Annotated in this window: 20 protein-coding genes; 11 read left to right on the forward strand and 9 right to left on the reverse strand. The window is 39.3% G+C overall.

Annotated elements, in window-relative coordinates; all coding sequences use genetic code 11:
* Nucleotides 1-472, reverse strand: a 472-nt coding sequence (ruvC, locus tag B2V92_RS23515; protein ID WP_293312703.1) for a crossover junction endodeoxyribonuclease RuvC, incomplete at its 3' end; no start/stop codon positions are given.
* Nucleotides 473-512: 40 nt separating this feature from the next.
* Here ruvC and B2V92_RS23520 point away from each other — a divergent pair.
* From B2V92_RS23520 to B2V92_RS23530, 3 genes are read left to right on the forward strand one after another with little or no spacing between them, the layout of a single operon-like run.
* Nucleotides 513-1,490 carry a lysylphosphatidylglycerol synthase domain-containing protein gene (locus B2V92_RS23520; protein WP_293312705.1) on the forward strand — a complete coding sequence of 326 codons (978 nt, stop codon included), beginning with the start codon at nt 513-515 and terminating at the stop codon, nt 1,488-1,490.
* Nucleotides 1,468-2,604, forward strand: a complete 1,137-nt coding sequence (locus B2V92_RS23525; RefSeq protein WP_293312707.1) for a glycosyltransferase family 2 protein — start codon at nt 1,468-1,470, stop codon at nt 2,602-2,604. The genes B2V92_RS23520 and B2V92_RS23525 overlap by 23 nt, the downstream gene beginning before the upstream one ends.
* Complete coding sequence (locus B2V92_RS23530) at nt 2,604-3,746, forward strand: ABC transporter permease (RefSeq protein ID WP_293312709.1); 1,143 nt, start codon at nt 2,604-2,606, stop codon at nt 3,744-3,746. Before B2V92_RS23525 ends, B2V92_RS23530 begins: the two co-directional genes overlap by 1 nt.
* 162 nt (nt 3,747-3,908) lie before the next feature.
* On the opposite strand, the gene B2V92_RS23535 is transcribed toward B2V92_RS23530, so the two are convergent.
* The 7 genes from B2V92_RS23535 to pgi form a co-directional block, all read right to left on the reverse strand.
* Entirely contained in the window at nt 3,909-4,364 is a 456-nt protein-coding gene (locus tag B2V92_RS23535) for a ubiquinol-cytochrome c reductase iron-sulfur subunit (RefSeq protein ID WP_293312711.1), read from the reverse strand.
* Nucleotides 4,365-4,400: 36 nt separating this feature from the next.
* A complete protein-coding gene (locus tag B2V92_RS23540) occupies nt 4,401-5,348 on the reverse strand; it encodes a DUF5777 family beta-barrel protein (protein WP_293312712.1) in 948 nt (315 codons plus the stop codon).
* A 5-nt stretch (nt 5,349-5,353) separates the two neighbouring features.
* Nucleotides 5,354-5,896, reverse strand: coding sequence for a YceI family protein (locus B2V92_RS23545; protein ID WP_293312713.1), 543 nt, complete (start codon nt 5,894-5,896; stop codon nt 5,354-5,356).
* Nucleotides 5,897-5,944: 48 nt separating this feature from the next.
* Nucleotides 5,945-6,316 (reverse strand): hypothetical protein, encoded by a 372-nt coding sequence (locus B2V92_RS23550; RefSeq protein ID WP_293312715.1) that lies wholly within the window; start codon nt 6,314-6,316, stop codon nt 5,945-5,947.
* A 380-nt stretch (nt 6,317-6,696) separates the two neighbouring features.
* A complete protein-coding gene (locus B2V92_RS23555; protein ID WP_293312717.1) occupies nt 6,697-8,778 on the reverse strand; it encodes an insulinase family protein in 2,082 nt (693 codons plus the stop codon).
* A gap of 33 nt (nt 8,779-8,811) precedes the next feature.
* Nucleotides 8,812-10,125 (reverse strand): M16 family metallopeptidase, encoded by a 1,314-nt coding sequence (locus B2V92_RS23560; RefSeq protein ID WP_293312719.1) that lies wholly within the window; start codon nt 10,123-10,125, stop codon nt 8,812-8,814.
* Between the two features lie 251 nt (nt 10,126-10,376).
* Nucleotides 10,377-12,023, reverse strand: a complete 1,647-nt coding sequence (pgi, locus tag B2V92_RS23565; RefSeq protein WP_293312720.1) for a glucose-6-phosphate isomerase — start codon at nt 12,021-12,023, stop codon at nt 10,377-10,379.
* 158 nt (nt 12,024-12,181) lie between these two features.
* On the opposite strand from pgi, the gene B2V92_RS23570 reads away from it, so the two are divergent.
* From B2V92_RS23570 to B2V92_RS23605, 8 genes are all read left to right on the forward strand, one after another.
* The gene (locus B2V92_RS23570) at nt 12,182-12,688 is read left to right on the forward strand and encodes a hypothetical protein (RefSeq protein ID WP_293312722.1); all 507 of its coding nucleotides are present in this window, start codon (nt 12,182-12,184) and stop codon (nt 12,686-12,688) included.
* A 185-nt stretch (nt 12,689-12,873) separates the two neighbouring features.
* Entirely contained in the window at nt 12,874-14,178 is a 1,305-nt protein-coding gene (locus tag B2V92_RS23575; protein ID WP_293312724.1) for an amidohydrolase, read from the forward strand.
* A 204-nt stretch (nt 14,179-14,382) separates the two neighbouring features.
* Nucleotides 14,383-15,457, forward strand: a protein-coding gene (gene prfB / locus B2V92_RS23580; protein WP_293312726.1) for a peptide chain release factor 2 whose coding sequence is annotated in 2 segments (ribosomal slippage) — nt 14,383-14,442 and nt 14,444-15,457 — 1,074 coding nt in all. Because the reading frame shifts where the segments join, the coding sequence is not laid out codon by codon here.
* A 28-nt stretch (nt 15,458-15,485) separates the two neighbouring features.
* On the forward strand, nt 15,486-16,004 hold the full coding sequence (locus tag B2V92_RS23585; RefSeq protein ID WP_293312728.1) for a hypothetical protein: 519 nt from the start codon (nt 15,486-15,488) through the stop codon (nt 16,002-16,004).
* Between the two features lie 29 nt (nt 16,005-16,033).
* Complete coding sequence (locus B2V92_RS23590) at nt 16,034-16,915, forward strand: alpha/beta hydrolase (RefSeq protein WP_293312730.1); 882 nt, start codon at nt 16,034-16,036, stop codon at nt 16,913-16,915.
* A 62-nt stretch (nt 16,916-16,977) separates the two neighbouring features.
* Nucleotides 16,978-17,796: a DUF4595 domain-containing protein gene (locus B2V92_RS23595; protein ID WP_293312732.1), complete on the forward strand. Its 819-nt coding sequence runs from the start codon at nt 16,978-16,980 to the stop codon at nt 17,794-17,796.
* Between the two features lie 286 nt (nt 17,797-18,082).
* Nucleotides 18,083-18,919 carry a glycoside hydrolase family 16 protein gene (locus B2V92_RS23600; RefSeq protein ID WP_293312734.1) on the forward strand — a complete coding sequence of 279 codons (837 nt, stop codon included), beginning with the start codon at nt 18,083-18,085 and terminating at the stop codon, nt 18,917-18,919.
* A 69-nt stretch (nt 18,920-18,988) separates the two neighbouring features.
* Nucleotides 18,989-19,480, forward strand: a complete 492-nt coding sequence (locus tag B2V92_RS23605) for a CAP domain-containing protein (RefSeq protein ID WP_293312736.1) — start codon at nt 18,989-18,991, stop codon at nt 19,478-19,480.
* Nucleotides 19,481-19,551: 71 nt separating this feature from the next.
* Here B2V92_RS23605 and B2V92_RS23610 read toward each other — a convergent pair whose 3' ends face one another.
* Nucleotides 19,552-20,541 (reverse strand): glycoside hydrolase family 43 protein, encoded by a 990-nt coding sequence (locus B2V92_RS23610; RefSeq protein ID WP_293312737.1) that lies wholly within the window; start codon nt 20,539-20,541, stop codon nt 19,552-19,554.
* Nucleotides 20,542-20,574: the final 33 nt, after the last annotated feature.

Genomic DNA, 20,574 nt, shown 5'->3' on the forward strand with positions numbered 1-20,574 from the left:
GGCAAACCGCAACTGCGAGTCCATCGGTAGCATCTAAAAATTCGGGCGTTTCTTTAAAGTTTAACAAACGCTGCAACATAGCGGCAACTTGTTCTTTGGTGGCGTTCCCGCTGCCTGTAATAGATTGTTTGATCTTACGTGGAGAATATTCGGTTACGGGTACATTTCTGGATAATGCAGCTGCAATGGCGATGCCCTGCGCACGGCCAAGTTTTAGCAGTACCTGGATATTTTTACCATAAAAAGGCGCTTCGATGGCCAGCACGTCGGGTTTATACTGCTCCATCAGTACCACCGTTTTTTCGAATATCCGTTGAAGTTTAAGAAAAGGATCGTCTAAATGGGTCATTTTAACCACTCCTAAACTGATCAGTTCCGTTTTATTTCCCTTCTCTAAAATTACGCCATAACCCATCACCGCAGTACCGGGATCGATGCCCATAATTACCCGTTCCTTTTTTTCGTTCAACATTACAGCAATATTAAGCATATTTGCAAAAAGAAAGAGAATCTTGACAGGCAAGCACAAAAAAATAATATCGCTTTTTATTAAAGTTGCAATTGTAGTATTTGCCTTTTGGTTTATTTATCATAAACTCATTGCCAATAAAAACCTCCGCGATTTTAGTACGCTGTTAAAAGATATCCCCCAAACAGAAATTATCACTGTAATCGGTATTGTAGTAATATTGATGCTGGTAAACTGGTTTCTGGAGGCTGGCAAATGGAAATACCTGATGAGCCATATCGAACCGATTGGTTTTTACAGGGCTATCGAATCTGTTTTCTGTGGGTTAACACTTGCTATTTTTACCCCAAATAGGTTGGGAGAATATGGAGGCCGTGTATTTTTCCTCTCGCCCCGAAGAAGGATTGTTGGAGTAGTGGCCATGAGTGTAGGCAGCATCGGTCAGTTAGTGCTGACCAATGTGTTTGGAGCTATAGCAGCCTGTTTTTTTGTATATCGTTTTATCCCGATCGATCGTGTACTGTTTATTGCAGTAGTATTTTTCGCGGTAATTTTTAGCCTGTTTTTTCTGATCTTTTACTTTAACATCCGTTGGTTGAATGGAATTTTATTATCCTTTAAATTCACCAGAAAATACAAGAAGTTTTACAGTATTTTAGCCCGCTACAGAAAAAGGGAATTATTCAAAATCATTACCTACTGTTTTGCCCGTTACGTGGTATTTAGTTCTCAGTATTTTATTCTTTTTGTATGGTTGGTGCCCGGATTGCATTATGCCGATATTGTGATGATGACCTGTTTGCTTTTTCTGGTACAATCGGCACTACCTTCGCTTGATCTTTTCGATGTGGGTATTAGAAGTGTTACCGCTGTTGAGCTATTTAAGCATGTAACCGATCAGCACGTGGCGGTTATTGCATGTACTGCCAGTATTTGGCTTATAAATATCATAATTCCTGCTATCTTAGGCACTTATTTCGTTTTTAAACTCAATTTTTTTGGAAATCTTAAATCTAATTAGTCTATTTTCCGCTGCTTTAACCTTAATCTATGGTTTTTTGGTCGTTTACTTTATCCGGGGATGGCATAGGTTGATTTATTTTAACCCCCAAAAATCAGATTTAAATACCAGGGTTTCCATTATAGTAGCGGCGAGGGATGAGGAAGAGAATATCAATAAAACGATCGACGACCTGATTGCACAAAAGTATCCAAAGGATTTAACGGAGATTATTATTATCGATGACCACTCTACGGATAGAACCGCAGAAATTGTATTAAGCTATGCCGATCGTAATGTAAAATTGATTAAGCTGAATGAAGATAGGGCACTTAACTCATATAAGAAAAAGGCAATACAAACGGCTATAGGCACATGCTCTGGCGACCTGATTATTACCACTGATGCCGATTGCAGAATGGGGACCAATTGGCTGGCTACTATTGTTGGTTTATACGAAGAGAAAAATTATAAAATGATCTCTTCTCCGGTAGCTTATTTTCAGGAGAAAAGTTTTTTTGAACGTTTGCAGTCGTTAGAATTTCTTTATCTGATCGGGCTGGGTGCTTCTACCATCGGCAATAGGAAACCATCAACCTGTAATGGTGCCAATTTAGCTTATGAAAAAAACACTTTTTATGAGGTTGGTGGCTTTCAGGGGATTGATGACCTGGCATCCGGCGATGATGAATTATTGCTACATAAAATTGCTGCGAAATACCCTGATCAAATCGGTTTCTTAAAAAACAGGGATGCGATTGTGTATACCCATGCAAAAGAAACCTTGGGTGCTTTTATCCAACAGCGTAAACGCTGGGCTTCGAAAAGTACGCGTTACAAGAATAAGGCTATTATTGTTTTGGGTGTACTCATCTGGGTCTTCAATCTCAGCATACTGTCAAACTTTATTGCCGGATTGTTTATTCCGGGTTTTTTAACCCTTGTTTTCTATCAACTGTTGTTTAAAATGGTTTTAGAAACCTTATTTTTATGGGATGTAACCGGCTTTGCCAAAAGGCGCAGTTTACTCATTTTAATGCCTGTTTTAAATGTGCTGCATGTAATTTATATGGTGTACATCGGCATTGCCGGAAACAGTGGAAAATACAATTGGAAAGGCAGAATGGTTAGATAATGGATAATAGCCCATCAAAAAAAGTATGGTTAAAGTTTAAGCGGAATAAGCTGGCATTAGGCGGGCTGATCTTTATCCTACTGTTAATGCTGATGGGCATTTTGGGTTATTTGATTATGCCCGATCATTCTCCAAATGCAAACGTGCAAACGCTCCAGTTAAACAAAAAGAAACCGGGCAGTAACTTTACTTTTTTAATCATCGGCCAGAACCCAAAAGTAGAGAAAGTAAACTTTTTAGAAAGAATGCTGAATGGACAGACACCTACTTTTAAAAGCATCCCGATTACTTCTTACAAGATAAAAGGAAATGCTGTTTTAGTACAGGAGTATATCGGGGATGATGAAAAAGCCAGAGAAACAAGGTACGAACTGAAAGATTTATGCCCCAGCTGTGTTTTACCCTCAAAAACAGGAGCTCAGCAAGCGCTTTTCGAGAAAAACAACATCTATAAGCAAACGTATATTCTGGGAACCGATATTTATGGACGCGATTTATTAAGCCGTCTGATCCTGGGTATCCGTGTTTCTTTATCGGTGGGTTTAATGGCGGTACTCATTTCGCTTTTTATCGGGGTGAGTTTAGGTGCAATTGCTGGTTATTTCGGTGGTAAAATTGATGCTGCCATCAGTTGGTTTATGAATGTAGTTTGGTCCCTGCCATCACTTTTGTTGGTTATTGCCATTTCATTTGCTTTGGGCAAAGGTTTCTGGCAGATATTTATCGCGGTAGGTTTATCAACCTGGGTTGATGTAGCCAGATTGGTGCGCGGGCAGGTAATGGCGCTGAAAGAAGTAGAGTTTGTAGAAGCAGCAAGGGCACTTGGTTTTAGCACTGCCCGAACCATTATCAAACACATTCTCCCAAATATCGCCGGACCTATTTTGGTTGTGGCTTCATCAAATTTTGCTTCGGCCATATTGCTGGAAACCGGATTAAGCTTTTTGGGTTTTGGTGCGCAACCGCCCATGCCCAGCTGGGGAAGCATGATTAAAGAACATTATGGGTATATCATTATGGATGCTGCTTATCTTGCCATTTTACCAGGTTTAGCCATCATGCTTACGGTTTATGCTTTTAATGTACTGGCGATAGGCTTACGCGATGCCTTTGATGTAAAAGGACAAAATGTAACGGTATAAATATCTGTTTGAAGGGCCATCAAGCAATTTTATAGAGATAACCTATTGATTTCTGCGTTCTTCGTGGCAAAAATGATCTTTTGATGGAAGGTCAAGCAAAAGGAGAACAAAAAAAAGCAGTACCCGTTACGATACTGCTCAACCCTTAAAAAAAACAAAATTCTAAGCCGTTGCGGTTAGCGTATTGCCCGAAACCGTAAGTGGATAAACCTTTAAAGCACTAGTGGTACCACCATCATTCGGTTGAGCCAAAATACTTCCCGAAGTGCTGTATCTGGAGCTGTGTAATCCACATTGGATGTAATTGCTGGCCTGGATAAAACTTAAAGCACCACCCTGGTGCGGACAAACCGCCTGCGTAGCCGCAAATGAGGTAGTTGCATTACCGGCAGCAGTACGGATAAACAGAATACTGTTTACCACAACTGATGAACCTACCGCTAATAACTGCGTACCCAGATCTACACTTGCTGTAGTACCTGAGGGTACACCACCGCCGCCATTTGGTTTGCTGGGCTCAGGTGAATCACTTTTTTTACCACAGGCCGAAAAACAGGCTCCGGTACATACCAAGGCTACGCCGAGGCCTAAAGATTTAAGAAATTCGTTACGTTCCATAATTGTTTTGTTGGTTTATTTTTGGTTGAATCTGGTCTACTTTGCTTTTTTCTTATCAAAAGAGAACCTCCGCGCTATGCTAAAGCCCCAACGGTACTGCCCTTTAAGCCACGAAGTATTCGTATCGGTAATAAACTGTGATTCCTGTATTGCAGTTGCATTGGTGAAATTGAGGTGGAAAATGTGCCCACCGGTTTCAAACTCAAGTCCGGCACCAAGTGTTTTGTAATATTGGGTTCCCAACGTGCTTTCGAGATAAGCCTCTTTATTTTTATCCCTGAATGGGATGGTATAATCGGCCACAAAAGCCATACGTTTGGTAATTTTGATACGGCCACCAACTGATAGGGCAAGCATGTCGTTCTGATCGCCAAAAACAGTAAAGTTACGGTGTACATACGATGGCATAATCAGCATCGAAAAGTTTGAATTAAATTTACGTGCAATTACAGCCTGTACAACATAAGTCAAACGGTCCTGAAATTCGCCGAAGGCATTTGCTGCGGTAGGGTCGGTTGAAGCCTTTGCTGCCGAAAGGGTAGTACTGCCAAATAAAGTTACTGCAACAGGTACCTTATCATCAGCGGTTTGCTCCAATAAACGGTATTTTAAGTTCCCTTCGTAAAGTTGTGTTACCACTCCGGCGCCTTTTGCCCTTGATAAACCTACAGAAAGCCTGTCGCTGATCCCATATTCAAAACCGATTCGGATATCTGTTGATTGATCCAGGCCAAAAAAGTTTTTGGTGCCGCCTGCGCTACCTGCTATGTCGCCAAAACGGTGATCTACCCTAAAATCCAATTCATTTTTGTAAATGGTTTCGTTGGTTTGGATGTTGATCAGTTTGGTAGCTTTAAAAGTAGCCTGTACATTCTTTTTCTCGGTAGGCATCTGCAATGCTTTCTCGAGCGAATCCTGGGCAAAAGCTAAAGACGGCAGCAGGGTAACAGATAAGTATAAAAGAGATTTTAGATGAAATTTCATAAATTTTATTTTTTTGGTTGATAAATAGCAGTCATTTTTACCTGTATGGTTTCTGCAATCTGCTTAAAAACGATTGTTGGAATTTTGATATCATGATCGGCCAGTTTTACATTGAATGTAGAAGTCGCTTTTGCCTCATCGCCGGTAATTACCAGCGATCCTTTTGTGGTATACTCTTTGGTTACGCCATGGATCTGCAGGTTGCCCTTAACCGTAACAGGGTAGGTGCCGGGTTTCGAAAAATCGATCTGTTCTACAATTTTTCCCTTAAAATCAGAAGTCGGGAATTTATCGCTCTCCATATAATTTTCATTAAAATGCTCCTGCATTAGTTTTTTCTTAAACTGGAAAGAAGTATTGTTGATTTTGAAAATAATATCGTTGGTTTTGGTATTAAGGGCAGAAGCACCTGTTTTGCTCTGTGCATCGATATCTTCTACAGGTGTTGAAGAAAAAAACGAAGAATTAACGCTTTTGCTTACCCAAATCTGTGCTTTTATACCAGTGCATAAAAACAGGGCTGTTAGTGTGAAAAATAATTTTTGCATCTGTAATGTATTTAAGTTTTTAATAAAACCGGCGTTAATTTCGATGGATTATTCGGGCATGCCCTTATCGAACCATGCCTGAAGCAGTTCTCTTTCGCTTACCGTTAAGGTGCCGCCTTTGGGCATGGTTTTCGTAACCAATACACTATTGGCTACACGGGCATCATTTTTAATAGAGGATAAGCCGTTAAATAACCAGATTGATTTAAGTGCACCATTTGGACCATGACAGTTATTACATTTGGTTTGAAAAAGTGCACCGGCAAAGTTGGTATAGGTTACGTTGGCAGTGGTTACCGGAGTTGGGCCATTTGGATCTGTTGGGACTGTTGGTTTTAATTCTTCCGCCTGTCTTTTAGAGCAGGCAAAAAGTAATGCGGCAAATGTGGCCAAGAAAAAAATGGAAATCTGTTTTTTCATAAGTAATTTTTAATGGATTGGGGTAGACATTTAATTAAATTTTATGGATTTATTTACTTGGTGGCTATTGTTGTCGCTTTTTGCACTGAATTATCGTCAGCTTTTGCAGATATGTATAACATGATCAGAAAAACGGCAAACAGAATTGCGATAACCTGGTTTTTTGCTGTCATATCCGGTTTTTTTTGATTTTATGTTTTGTTTATTTGTAAATCGTTGCGTTTTTTGAGATTGCATCAATTTTTAAATTATGTTTCTGTCGAAATCCTAGTCGATACGTATGCTTTTTAATATTGGTTGCCTCCGGAAGAAAAAAACATAAAAAAAGCCGTCCCGATTTTTACATCGGAACGGCTTTCACATTAAATTATCTTTAAATTCTAATTGAAATCTTCAGCTTTTAACGGCGGATTAACTTTAATGTCTTTAATCACGATCGAAAACTCCTGCGAGCCCTGAGGTGTAGAAACAGATTGTGTTAAAGTAAAAGGAAATAATACATCACCAACTTTTTTGTAATTCGAATATTCAGTTGTTTGACTCATTTCAACAGTACCTTTTGTACTGGTACTCTCTTCTTTTAAAAGCAGACCTGACTTGGTATCATAATATTCAGTTTTCTTCTTGCCTGATGGAGAAGTGATGTTAAGTTTAAAAGCATCAGCTGTGCCCACTTTTGCTGTTCCTGCCGATTCGATTTTAGTCCCGTCAGTTGCGTAATACAATTGTGTGCCATAACCTTTATCATCTTTCTTTTCAGCCAAATCATCGCCGGTTAATTCAGCTTTTTGTCCCATCTGCATCGAGTAACCTGTTTTGCCATTATAAACCTGTTTCATGGCAGTTTGGCCCATCATCGAAATTTCCATGCTGCTTAAATTTGGAGCCATGTTTTTAATGTTAACCGTTAGTTTCTGGCCCTGTACTTCCATCTCGCCGGTTTGTTGTAACGAAGTTATTTTTTTAATGGCTTCTTCTCCACCAATGGCTTTAATGTAATTGCCGATAATTTGTGCCGGTACTGGCGGTGGCGGAGCAAGTGTAACATCAAGGGCTTTAACCGGACTGGCATAATTGTCGAATACCTTTGTACTAAAATTAGCCTTAAATAATCCAACTAAAAATGCGTCACTTTTTCCTACAATAACGATACGGGTGTTGTCATGGTTGTAATATTTTTTTGCTACCCTTAAAATATCATCAGTGGTTACTGCATTTACTTTTTGTAAATAGGTGCGGTAAAAATCTTTTGGCAAGCCATTGATGAGGATGTTACTGGCAAAAGCTGCGGTACGTGCGGGGTTTTCCAATCCCAATGCAAAAGACCCATTGAACAGGTTTTTGGCATTCTGCAATTCATCTGCAGTAACCTTTGTGGTACGGATAATATTGATTTCGTTTAAAAATTCTACTACTGCGCTATCAACTTTCTCATTTCTAACGGCTGCATTGGCCGAAAATTTAGATTGGAAACGGCCAGAACCTGTGCTCGAATAAGCGCCATAGGTAAAACCGTGTTTTTCGCGTAGGTTGTTAAATAATCTCGATTCAGAACCACCGCCCAAAATCTGGTTGGCCAATAAAACAGGGAAATAATCCGGACTGCTCATTGGCAGATCAATTAAGTTAACCACAGTAATTTCTGACTGAACTGCATTGCTAATGTTGATAATATCCACCTCTGTTTTAGCCGGATTGGCAACTTTGGCCAATACTGGTAAGGTTAATGCATTTCGTTTCCAATCACCAAATGCTTTTTCTGCCAAAGCTTTTGCAGCTTCAGGTTTAATGTCACCAACAAAAGTTAAATAACCTCTTGATGGGGTTACGTATTTTTGATAAGCCGCTTTAACATCGGCTAAAGTAATGCTGTTAAGCGAAGCTTCAGTTTCAAATTCTCCATTAGGGTGGTTTTTTCCATAAGCCAAAGCATTTACCACGCGGGCTGAAATGGCTTTTGCACTTTTTTCGCTTGATTTTAAGCCAGTAATGGTTTGCGATTTTAATTTCTCAAAAGATTCTGCAGGAAAAGCCGGTTTACGGATACTTTCGGCCATTAGATTAAATGCCTGCGGAAAATATCTTGTTAAGGCCGATACCGAACCGCCGCTTGCCCCTGCATTTACATCGGCGCCCAACTGATCAACAGCTTCATCAAATTGCGCTTTTGTTTTCGTGGTGGTGCCTTCGTTAAGCATACTGCCCATTAAACCTATTACGCCTGCTTTGGCGCCTTCGGTAATCGGGCCTGCATCAATACTGTAACTGGCCGAAACTTTAGGTAGTTTATGGTTTTCTACCACCAAAACAGTAATGCCGTTGGCCAGTTTATAAATAACAGGATCGCCTATGGTAATAACCGGCGCGGGGCCTGGTTTTGGTTTATGGCTACGATCTATGGTTTGTGCTGAAATACCTTGGGCCAATAAGGAAACTGCAGCTATAATGAATAATTTCTTCATGTTTTTAATAATTAAAATGAAAAAGCGGTCAGCTTATTTTTTTGGTAAGTAATACAATACAACTCTCTGGTTTTTGTTCAGGTATTTTTTTGCAACATCCCTGATCTCTTCACGGGTAATTGATCTGATTACCTCCAATTCCTTATTAATGTCGTTTGTATCCTTATCATGGAAAGTATAACCATCAGCAAGGTTTTCTGCAACGCCCAGCATTTTACTGTTTGCACTTACATAGTTGTTTTCAAACTTGTTCTGTAGTTTTTTATAATCGCTTTCGCTGATCAGATCGGTTTGAAGACGTAAAACTTCTTCATCAATATCTTTTAACAGATCGTTAAGCGGGGTATTTTTATTTGGTAATGCAAGAGTGATATAAGCGCCATAATCTTCTAACGAATAGTTAAATGCGGCAACTTGTAATGCAGTTTTCTTCTGGTCTACCATTTTAGTACTTAATCTCGAGCTTCCGCCTTCTGATAAGATAGAACTGATCATTCCTAAAACCTTGCTTTCTCTGGTTTTCATGCCAGGCACACGGTAAGCGGCAAAAATTGCAGGGATCTGGATGTTGGCATCATAAGCGGTATCGATAATTTCTTTGGTAATTTCCGGTAGTTTAAAATCTTTACGTACAATGGGTGCACCTTTAGGCACTTCGGCAAAGTAAGATTTTACCAAAGCTTTGGTTTTATCAATGTCAAGATCGCCGGCAATGGTTAAAACAGCATTGTTGGGTACATAATACTTTTTAAAGAAAGCTATAAACTCGTCTAATTTTGCTGCATCCAGATGTTCCATCGAACCGATGGGCTGCCAGCGGTAAGGGTGGCCATCAAATAAATGTGAAAAAATTTTTTCTGTAAATTTTCCATAAGGAGCATTATCGATACGCAGTCGTTTTTCTTCTTTTACCACCTCGTTCTGGGTTTTTACACCAACTTCGTTAATTACCGGGTGCAACATTCTTTCGCTTTCTAACCATAAACCCAGTTCCAATTGGTTTGATGGGAAAAGTTCGAAATAGAAAGTACGGTCTTGCGAAGTGTTAGCGTTGTTTTGGCCGCCATTGCTGCTCACCAGTTTCATAAATTCGCCACGTTTAATATTATCTGAGCCTTCGAACAGTAAATGTTCAAAAAAGTGTGCAAAACCTGTGCGCTGGGTTTCTTCGTCTTTTGATCCCACATGGTACATTACCGAAACGGCAACTACCGGAGCGGTTTTATCCTGGTGCAAAATAACGTGCAGGCCATTATCAAGGTCAAATTCGGTAAATTGTACCTTTTGGGCAGAAGCACTTAAGCACAGGCCGGAAATAGCCAAAGCAAAAAGAATTCTTTTTTTCATGAGTATATAATTGTTTTTAAGAGGTTATGGAAAGATTACGGGCACATGGCTAATTTTTTAGCATGCCCACAATTTTTCAATGGTTTTGTTTTTTAATGATGCGGAACAATGGCTCGTAAGCCATTATTTCTAAAATAAGTTAGTTTAGGTTTCCACTAAGGGTGGATAAAATAAGGATGGCCCTAAAATATGGATTTAAACAAAAAAAGCGGATATTAAATCCGCTTTTTTTAAAGATATGATAAAAAAAATTATCTCCATTCTTTGTATTGATTGATCAGGCCGTTTGTTGAACTATCGTGGCTCGAAACTTTTTCGCTGCCAGCCAGTTCAGGAAGGATCTTTTTGGCCAGTTGTTTGCCCAGTTCTACTCCCCATTGGTCGAAACTGAAAATGTTCCAGATTACACCCTGAACAAATATTTTATGCTCATAAATGGCCACTAAACTACCCAAAGTATAAGGGGTTACTTTTTTCAATAAAATAGAGTTTGTAGGGCGGTTGCCTTCAAAAACTTTAAATGGCGCGATTTTTTCGATTTCGGCATCCGATTTACCTTCTTTCTTTAATTCAGTAGTAACTTCCTCTTCGGTTTTACCGTTCATTAAAGCTTCGGTTTGTGCAAAGAAATTGGATAACAAAATCGGATGGTGATCGCCAAGTGGGTTTAAACTTTGTGCCGGCGCAATAAAATCGGCAGGAATAATCCTGGTGCCCTGGTGGATTAACTGGTAAAAAGCATGCTGCCCGTTTGTGCCCGGCTCGCCCCAGATGATAGGTCCGGTTTCGTAATCAACCTCATTTCCATTCCTGTCTACATGTTTGCCGTTACTTTCCATATCTCCCTGTTGGAAATAAGCAGCAAATCGGTGCATATACTGATCGTATGGTAAAATAACCTGTGTTTCGGCATTATAGAAATTGATGTACCAAACACCCAGTAAACCTAAAATTACCGGCAGGTTATTTTCAAATTCGGCAGTTTTAAAGTGGTTATCGGTTGCGTGTGCACCTGCTAACAATTGTTTAAAATTATCAAAACCAATACTTAACGAAATGGATAAACCGATGGCACTCCATAACGAGTAACGGCCGCCAACCCAGTCCCAGAATTCGAACATATTTTCGGTATCGATACCAAACGCCGCAACATCTTTCGCATTGGTTGATAGCGCCGCAAAGTGTTTGGCAATATCATTTTCTTTACCGCCTTTTTCTAAAAACCATGTACGTGCAGAGTGTGCATTCGTCATGGTTTCCTGAGTGGTAAATGTTTTCGATGCCACTAAAAATAAAGTGGTTTCAGCATTTAAACCCGCCAGTGTTTCGGCGATATGCGTACCATCAATATTGGAAACAAAGTGGATATTTAAATGATTTTTATAATGTTTTAATGCTTCGGTAACCATTACCGGTCCTAAATCGGAACCGCCAATGCCGATGTTTACGATATCTGTGATGGCTTTGCCCGTGTAACCTTTCCATTCGCCACTGATGATGCTGTTGCTAAATTTTTCCATTTTAGCCAGCACTGCATTTACTTCAGGCATTACATCTTTGCCATCAACCAAAACCGGCGTATTGCTTAAATTACGTAAGGCAATGTGAAGTACCGAGCGATCTTCTGTTTCATTGATCTTATCGCCATTGTACATCGATTTAATGGCTTCGTCAAGTTTACACTCCCGTGCCAGTTGGATCAACAATGCCAGGGTTTCGTCACTGATGCGGTTTTTACTGTAATCCAATAAAATATCTTCAAAAAAAACAGAAAACTTATCGAAACGATCTGCATCCTCGGCAAAAAGATCTTTAATGCTTTTTTGATTAATATCTATAAAATGATCGGCTAAATATTTGTAAGCCTCTGTTTCTGTAAAATTTACTTTAGGTAACATAATCTTTGTTTTTTTGTAAAAGTAATAAAGCAAAAATTTAAAACGGTCTTTTTAATGTTCAAAAAACGTTAAGAATTTTTATTGCCGTTTAAACATAGTAAATTAGTGTAACGTCCCGGTTAGTTCACTAATTATTTTAACCTTTTTAATTCTACACCATGTTAGAAAATTTAAACGAGTTGGTACGTGAAAACGTACAGGAAAGTGTTGTAAACAATGCTGATATTCCAAACGAGCACAACGAAGCCGTTATCCAGGCGGCATCGGGATCTATTTTCGACAGCTTGAAAGATCATTTATCTTCTGGGAATATCGGGGCCTTAACCGATATCTTTAATGGCAACAAAGCGGAAGGAACACAGGTGGCCGAGCAGGCATCGGGCAGTTTCGTCGATAAATTGAGTGGGCTGGGCATTAATGTCGATACGGCAAAATCTCTGGCATCAAGTATCATCCCGGGTTTGATTGCCAAATTTACCCAAAAAACCAACGATCCGAACGATAGCTCTTTTAACCTGAAAGATGTTTTGGGGAGCCTTGGCGGTAGCGATGGCAAATTTGATGTAAGCGATGTAATCGGAATGTTTAATGGCGGGCAGGCGCAACAACCCGGGCAAACCGGCGAAGGTGGGATTATGGATAAACTTAAAGGAATGTTTGGGTAAGGAGATTTGTAAATTTTAGTTGCCGGTTTGCTATTTAAATTTCCATGATTTGTCAACTTTAATGGCCAGTTTGTTATTTAAAGTTGACAAATCTAGACCGCAACAGCCAGTTTGCCATTAAAGTTGATCAATCTAAAATCGCCTAAAAATGTTTAGATTAGGGCACCTAAACCAATAACCTTTTTATGAAAAAAATATACCTGATTGTTTTCTCCCTTTTGGGATTGAATGCCTTTGCCCAGAAATCAGCCTTAAGAGCAGATGTTTCAAAAAAAGCTGATGCCATTGAGCAGAAAGTAATTAGCTGGAGGCGCGATTTTCATGAACATCCCGAACTGGGCAATACAGAGGTAAGAACAGCAGGTATTATTGCAAAACATCTCGAATCCTTAGGTATAAAAGTAACCACAGGTGTAGCTAAAACAGGTGTGGTGGGTATTTTAAAAGGAGGTAAGCCGGGTCCGGTTGTGGCTCTGCGTGCCGATATGGATGGATTACCTGTAACCGAAAGGGTAGATATACCATTTGCCTCAAAAGTAAAAACGCAATATAACGGACAGGAAGTTGGGGTAATGCATGCCTGCGGGCATGATAGTCATGTGGCCATTTTAATGGGCGTTGCAGAAGTGCTGGCTTCGATGCAGAAAGATATCCAGGGAACCGTAAAGTTCATTTTTCAGCCTGCTGAAGAAGGTGTCCCGGCCGGAGATGAGGGTGGCGCAGCATTAATGATTAAAGAAGGTGTATTAGAGAATCCAAAAGTTGATGTGATTTTTGGCTTGCATATCAATTCCCAAACCGAAGTGGGCAATGTAACCTACCGTCCAGGTGGAACCATGGCTGCGGTAAACGATATGAAAATTACAGTTACCGGTAGGCAGGCACATGGCGCTTATCCATGGAGCAGTATCGATCCGGTGGTAATTTCGGCGCAGATTGTAAATAACCTGCAAACCATTGTAAGCAGAAATTTAAACGTTACCGAAAATCCAGGGGTAGTTACCATAGGTGCCATCAACGGTGGGGTACGTTCCAATATTATCCCCGAAAAGGTAGAAATGCTGGGTACTGTGCGTAATTTCAGTAAAGAAGATGAAGCGATGTTTATCGACCGGATTAAAACCATTGTAACCAAAACTGCAGAAGCAGGTGGTGCAACAGCCGAAGTAAAAATCCCATATAGCAACCATTATCCCGTTACCTACAATAATATTGCGCTGACCGAAAAAATGCTGCCGAGTATGCAGACTACTGCCGGCGCTGACCATGTAAAATTGAAACCGCCGGTTACCGGTGCAGAAGATTTTTCATTTTTCCAGGAAAAAGTACCAGGCTTATTTGTGTTTTTAGGAGGCATGCCCAAAGGTAAAGATCCATTAAAAGCCGCATCGCACCATACACCCGATTTTTATCTTGACGAAAGTGGTTTTGTACTTGGAGTTAAATTGCTTGCTAACCTTACGCTGGATTATATGGTTATGAAGAAATAATTTAGTTCATTTGTTCATTGGGCATTCGTTCATTGGTAATTGCAAACTGCCAATTGAAAACTGATTATTGGTTAATTGTATAAATTGATTAACTGATGCGGCCTGTAACACTTAATGTTTTTAATTTCTTAATGGTAAAAGAGTAGCAAAACCAACAAGATCACCTCCTACAAAAAGGGAGGTTAAATTTCCTATATTTGCTGCATGACCAAAGAACAAATTCAGGATTTAAGGGACAGAGTAACGTCGCTGAGGAGGTATCTTTGACGTTGATGAGCTACTTTACGCCATCCGCGAAGAAGAAAAATTAACAATGGCGCCCGATTTCTGGGACGATCCAAAAAAAGCAGAAAAAATATTAGCCGAAATCAGTTCAAAGAAAAAGTGGACCGAGGGCTTTAACCAAACCAACAATGCAGTAGAAGATACCGCAGTGATGTTTGAGTTTTTCCAATCAGGCGATGCTTCAGAAACAGAGTTAAAAGACCAGTTCGAGATCGGCAAAACCGCTGTAGAAGAACTGGAGCTTAAAAACATGCTGCGCAATAAAGAGGATCAGCTTTCTGCTGTATTACAGATTACAGCTGGTGCTGGTGGAACAGAAAGTTGCGATTGGGCCTACATGCTGATGCGGATGTATATGATGTGGGGCGAGAAAAACGGATATAAAATTACAGAACAGGATAGTCAGGAAGGGGAGGTTGCAGGTATAAAATCGGTAACGCTCCAATTTGATGGCGATTTCTCTTACGGTTACCTTAAAGGCGAAAACGGCGTGCACCGTTTGGTCCGCATTTCTCCCTTTGATTCGAATGCCCGCAGGCATACTTCTTTTGCTTCCGTTTATGTATATCCATTGGTTGATGATACGATAGAAATCGATATCAATCCTGCCGATATAGAATTCGAAACTTTTAGGGCCGGAGGAGCTGGCGGACAGAATGTTAATAAGGTAGAAACCGCCGTACGTTTATATCATAAACCATCAGGTATCATTATTAAAAACCAGGAGTCGAGATCGCAGTTGCAGAATAAGGAAAATGCAATCCGTTTATTAAAGTCGCAGTTATACGAAATTGAAGAACGGAAACGTAACGAAGCTACCGCGCTTATTGAAGGATCGAAAAAGAAAATAGAATGGGGTTCGCAGATCAGGAGTTATGTGCTTGATGACAGGCGGGTGAAAGACCACCGTACCAATTACCAAACCTCCAATCCCGATGCGGTTTTAAATGGCGATATCAACGATTTTTTAAAAGCATATTTAATGGAGTTTTAGCCAACACTTTTATTAGGACAGGTAACGTATGAATATCGTAATTGAAGACCATAATGTGAAAAAAAGCTTGTTAGAAGCAAACCAGTTAATTTGGAAAACCTATAGTAAGAGGCTTAAGCTTGTTTCATTGATCTTTTTTATACTGGGAATTATTACTTATAGCTATCTGCATTACATTGTAAAGAATGAAGAGCTAGATTTAACTGCATTAATTTTCTGTTGGGTTGTTGCTTTATCTGCTTTTAGTAGGCTGTTAAGGACAAAACGCAGCTTTTGGGCCAGATTTACAAATACTTCGAATCTGGCATTTCCTACAAACACGCGTAAGATCATAATCACTGATGAGGGCATCGAAGGTATTACCGATAATTACCGGTCTTTTGCAAAATGGAATATCCTCACATCGTTCAAAGTTTATGATCAATACATCAGCATAACAAATTTGATAATGCAAACGCCGTTTTTTATCCCAATTAACTTAATGACAGCTGAAGAATATAAGTCATTATTATATTATCTTAGAGCTAATAAAAAAGAAAGCAGATAAATATGAAGGCCATTTTAATCCTAGCATTAATGTCATTTTTAGTTACAGCAAAAGCGCAAGAAATAATCCCAATTTATTCAGGCGATATTCCTGGTGCCAAACCAACACCTGCAGATTATGTTGAAAATACCGAAGTACGTGCTAACGGTACACTGAGCGTAACCAAAGTATCGGTACCTACATTTATGGTTTTCGAGGCTCCTAAAAACATTGCTACAGGAACAGCGGTGATCATCTGTCCGGGTGGGGGCTATAGCGGCCTCGCTTTTAGCCATGAGGGAACAGATGTGGCCAAAAGGTTTAATGCCATTGGGGTTACTGCATTCGTATTAAAGTACCGCTTGCCGAGCGATGCGATTATGGTTGATAAAACTTATGGCCCGTTGCAGGATGCACAACAGGCGATTTACATCATCAGAAAAAATGCCAAAAAATACGGGATCAAAACCAACAAAATCGGGATTATGGGTTTCTCTGCCGGAGGGCATTTTGCATCAACCTTAATCGTTCATTATAACGACATAAAAATTGCCAACCCTGAAAAAATAGATTTAAAACCAAATTTCGGGGCATTGATTTATCCTGTTATCAGCTTCGAAGAATCGGTGCATACCGGAACAATGAAGAATCTATTGGGCCCAAATCCTCCCGAGAACCTTAAACACTATTTTTCTGCCAATAAAAATGTAACCAAAAAAACACCTCCAACTTTTCTGGTACATGCAAAAGACGATAAAACTGTTCCTTACGAAAACAGTGTGCTCATGAATGAGGCATTAAAAAAACATGGGGTAAACACCGATCTGTATCTCTACGAAAACGGTGGGCATGGCTTTGGTTTAATAAATAAAACTTCGGATGTAGATTGGTTTAACTTGTTGGCTGACTGGATGAAAAGAGAGAAATTTTAATATCTTTGCTGATATTTTAACCTCTTAATTCTAAGTTAATGCAAAAAATAATCAAATATGCTATGATAGCCTCAGTTGCTATCGTATCAATAGCCAGTTGTAAAAAAGAAATCAATTGGAACGAACAGCTGCTCGCTAAAGGCAATGGTTGTAAACTAACAAGCTTAAAAGCCGACCTTGATCTTTTAGGTAATTATAGTTATACTATCAATTTTTCTTACGATACGCAGGGAAGAATTTCGAAAGCCACTACCGGCGCCGAAACCAATACCTACACTTATTCTGCCAATAAGATTACTGCAGTGGATGAGAGCGGTTATATGGCCGAAATTATTTTAGAAAATGGACGGGCCGTATCAAGTGGAAGCGCGGGTACAATTATGGTTGGAGGAGTTTATTACGATTATACCAAAAAATACACCTACAATAGCGATGGTTATTTAATTCAGGTTAAAAATTATCTGAATAAAGAACTGAGTACCACAGATGATCTGACCTATTCAAATGGAAATTTGGTTAAAGCGGTGTCGGTTAGTGCGGATCTCCGTTATACCGAAACCACCACATATTCTTATTCTAATGAAATTGCCGTTAATACCTACGAAATAGCTGATCCGCTTTCCTATCATGTAGATTATTTTCCCGGTGGGTATTTTGGTAAGCAGTCTAAAAATGTGCTGATTAAAAGTGTGTCTAAAACGGTTGATGAAAACGGAGACCCTTTTAGTGATGATATTATTACCGTTACTTCGCAGTATGATGCAAAAGGAAACGCCACATCAATTAATTTTTCAGATGTTTCTACTTTTTATCCTTTCGGAGGCGATCCCACTACAGAAACTTATAATGCTAAATATACATTAAGTTATACCTGTAAATAATGGCTTAAAATTAAACAAAGCGCCTGATCGTAGCATTACGATCAGGCGCTTTGTTTTTACACGTTATCAAAAATAAATAATGTTTAGGCAACAGCTTGATTCTTTGTCTTTAAAAACTCCTAAAATGCCCATTTTACCACTCTTTTTATCCGATTTATCACCTCTTATTTTGTAGAAGAGCTCTATAGCTTTGTTTGTAGTGATTCCGGAAATCATTTTGCAATAATATTTGATCCTAAGGTATTTACTAAAGAATACTAACCAAATTTTAAACAAAATCAAAAAAATGAGAAATCAAACAATGAAATGGTGTATGCTGTTTGCATGCATGTCTGTATCACTGTTTGCCTGTAAAAAGGGCAGAGTCGAAGTTCAATCAGAATCTGAAAATGGTAAAGTAAAAGCCTGGGAAACATTAATAGACGGTACATCTTTCGCCAACTACACAGACTTTCACGCTAAATGGAACTATAATTATCCCTGGGGTACTGATCATAATGGTACTGCCCGTATGGTAGGCAGTAGTACTAACCATAACCAAATTTATTTAAGTAGTGGTAATGTACTTACAATTAAAGCTACACGCTTATCTTCATCTCCAGGCAATAGTACTTCCAATGGTTTTACTAATGTTCCAATCTGGTATTATTCGGGCACGTGCCATGCAAAACAGCAGGTGGTAATTAATGATCAGTTTCCAAGTTACACCATATCCGGCGATTTTGCAGTGCCTACGGCAAGAGGAACATGGCCAGCCTTTTGGATTACAGGTGTAAATTCGTGGCCGCCTGAAAGTGATATAATGGAATTTAAAGGCAGCAACACGGTTTGGCAGAACACTTATGATGGGAGCTGGGAAAATATACTTACACCAGTTTCTAACGCAGGTTCGTACCATAATTACAAGTGTTGGTATAATAAAATAAATGCAACAGATGTAGAATGCCATTATTATATTGATAATGTATGGAAAGCAAGGCATGTAATGAGTAATTCCGTTAATAAACCGATGTGGCTGATTATTAACATGCAGATGGAACGCGATAGTGGTTCTCCGGGCCCTTCAGGTGATACCTTTTATACTGGTAAAAATGTTACAATGGGAAGAGAAAGGGCGTTTTAATCCTTTTTCAGTTTGATATTGATTAGGGAGGTAGCTGTATAGCTTCCTCCTTTTGTTGTATAAATAAATATGGAGAAATATTTTCAAAAAATAAGACTGGCTTTTGCAGGAATAATGCTTTGTCTTTTACTGGTTCAATGTAAAAAGGAAGCTGTGCCCACACCAGAAACAGAAATAAATCAGCTTATCGATAAAATTAACCTGTTACGACAAAGCGGTTGCAATTGCGGTACCGATTACATGCCACCGGTGCCGAATTTATCATTAAACAATTTTTTACAGCATGCAGCCCTTGCCCATGCCAGTGATATGGCGCAAAGAAATTATTTTAACCATCTGCCGCCAGAAGGAACAAGCCCAAATGAAAGGGCTGCATCAGCAGGTTATACCGGAATTTTTATTTCCGAAAATTTGGCCGAGGGTTATAAAAATGCCGATCAGGTAATTGCTGCCTGGAAAAATAGTGTAAGCCATTGTAAAGCAATGATGGATGCCCAAAATAAAGAGGCAGGTGCAGGTGAGAAACAAAATTTCTGGGTGGTAAATTTTGGAGCCCCATAAAATAAAAACATACAGCATAAATTAATATGCTGTATGATAAGAAACATTAATTGTTTAGATAGAGAGTATAATTATTTATAGGGTTTAATTTCGGGTAATCCTTCGGTATTTACACTTAGTGGATACCATAAGTATTTTGATTTTTCGAGATCCAGTTTACTCCATTGGTCGGCCATAAAAATAAATTGATTTATTTTTCCCTGTACGGGAAGTACAAAAGTGCTCTGTGCATAGTAGGTTTTATCAGCATCTTTACCAAGGCAGGGGTTTCCATAAGCCTTCCATTCACCTAAAATGTCGTTAGCCACCGCATAATTGGCTTCATTTGGCGACCACCCAGTGCATCCGGAAGTGATTAAATAATATTTCTTCTGATATTTGAATACAGCCGGTGCTTCCCGGCTTAAACCAATAAGGATTCTTTTATCTGTTGTGGTATGCTTTAAGTAATCATCTGTTAAAAGAGCAATATGCATGGTAGCATTATCCTCTGAAGAATAAAAGTGATATGCCTTGCCATCGTCATCTACAAATATCGTCATATCGCGCGCCATATTGCCATTGGGTTTTTCACTTCCCAGATATTTAAATGGTCCTGTTGGCGAATTACTTACGGCTACACCCGATCTGGCATAAGCATAATCATCCGAATCTATATGCATCCACATTACAAACTGCTTCGTTTTTTTGTTATAAATTACTTTGGGCCTTTCAATCACTTTAGAAATGTGCAGATCGCTGTTTTGGTCTGTTTTGTTGGCGGGGAGCACTACGCCGGCAAATTTCCATTCTCTTAGGTTTTTTGATGAATAACAAGAAACGCCACCCGCATTTACCCTATAGTTTTCCCAGTTAGATCCCGGAACTTTAAATGTTTTTCCACGTTTTATCTCCCCATACCAATAATAAGTGTTGTTATGGTATAAAATCCCTCCACCATGGGCATTAATTGGCTTACCGCCGGTATCTATAAATGTAAAAGGTCCTGTTTCTTTTTTAGCTTGGCTAAAACAAAAAGTAATTGGCAAAAACAGAATAAAAGAGAATAGTAAATTTCGCATGATATGATTTGAGGATTTGATCTTCAATTATAG

It is taken from the genome of Pedobacter sp. UBA5917 (assembly GCF_002432345.1).
Lineage (GTDB): Bacteria > Bacteroidota > Bacteroidia > Sphingobacteriales > Sphingobacteriaceae > Pedobacter.

What these genes read in the sequence shown, in the direction of transcription:
- B2V92_RS23605 (WP_293312736.1), top strand. Translation starts at nt 18,989, where the DNA reads ATGGAGAAATATTTTCAAAAAATAAGACTGGCTTTTGCAGGAATAATG.
- B2V92_RS23590 (WP_293312730.1), top strand. Translation starts at nt 16,034, where the DNA reads ATGTCATTTTTAGTTACAGCAAAAGCGCAAGAAATAATCCCAATTTAT.
- B2V92_RS23550 (WP_293312715.1), bottom strand. Translation starts at nt 6,316, where the DNA reads ATGAAAAAACAGATTTCCATTTTTTTCTTGGCCACATTTGCCGCATTA.
- B2V92_RS23595 (WP_293312732.1), top strand. Translation starts at nt 16,978, where the DNA reads ATGATAGCCTCAGTTGCTATCGTATCAATAGCCAGTTGTAAAAAAGAA.
- B2V92_RS23540 (WP_293312712.1), bottom strand. Translation starts at nt 5,348, where the DNA reads ATGAAATTTCATCTAAAATCTCTTTTATACTTATCTGTTACCCTGCTG.
- B2V92_RS23600 (WP_293312734.1), top strand. Translation starts at nt 18,083, where the DNA reads ATGAGAAATCAAACAATGAAATGGTGTATGCTGTTTGCATGCATGTCT.
- B2V92_RS23545 (WP_293312713.1), bottom strand. Translation starts at nt 5,896, where the DNA reads ATGCAAAAATTATTTTTCACACTAACAGCCCTGTTTTTATGCACTGGT.
- B2V92_RS23560 (WP_293312719.1), bottom strand. Translation starts at nt 10,125, where the DNA reads ATGAAAAAAAGAATTCTTTTTGCTTTGGCTATTTCCGGCCTGTGCTTA.
- pgi (WP_293312720.1), bottom strand. Translation starts at nt 12,023, where the DNA reads ATGTTACCTAAAGTAAATTTTACAGAAACAGAGGCTTACAAATATTTA.
- B2V92_RS23555 (WP_293312717.1), bottom strand. Translation starts at nt 8,778, where the DNA reads ATGAAGAAATTATTCATTATAGCTGCAGTTTCCTTATTGGCCCAAGGT.
- B2V92_RS23610 (WP_293312737.1), bottom strand. Translation starts at nt 20,541, where the DNA reads ATGCGAAATTTACTATTCTCTTTTATTCTGTTTTTGCCAATTACTTTT.
- B2V92_RS23585 (WP_293312728.1), top strand. Translation starts at nt 15,486, where the DNA reads ATGAATATCGTAATTGAAGACCATAATGTGAAAAAAAGCTTGTTAGAA.
- B2V92_RS23575 (WP_293312724.1), top strand. Translation starts at nt 12,874, where the DNA reads ATGAAAAAAATATACCTGATTGTTTTCTCCCTTTTGGGATTGAATGCC.
- B2V92_RS23535 (WP_293312711.1), bottom strand. Translation starts at nt 4,364, where the DNA reads ATGGAACGTAACGAATTTCTTAAATCTTTAGGCCTCGGCGTAGCCTTG.
- B2V92_RS23530 (WP_293312709.1), top strand. Translation starts at nt 2,604, where the DNA reads ATGGATAATAGCCCATCAAAAAAAGTATGGTTAAAGTTTAAGCGGAAT.
- B2V92_RS23570 (WP_293312722.1), top strand. Translation starts at nt 12,182, where the DNA reads ATGTTAGAAAATTTAAACGAGTTGGTACGTGAAAACGTACAGGAAAGT.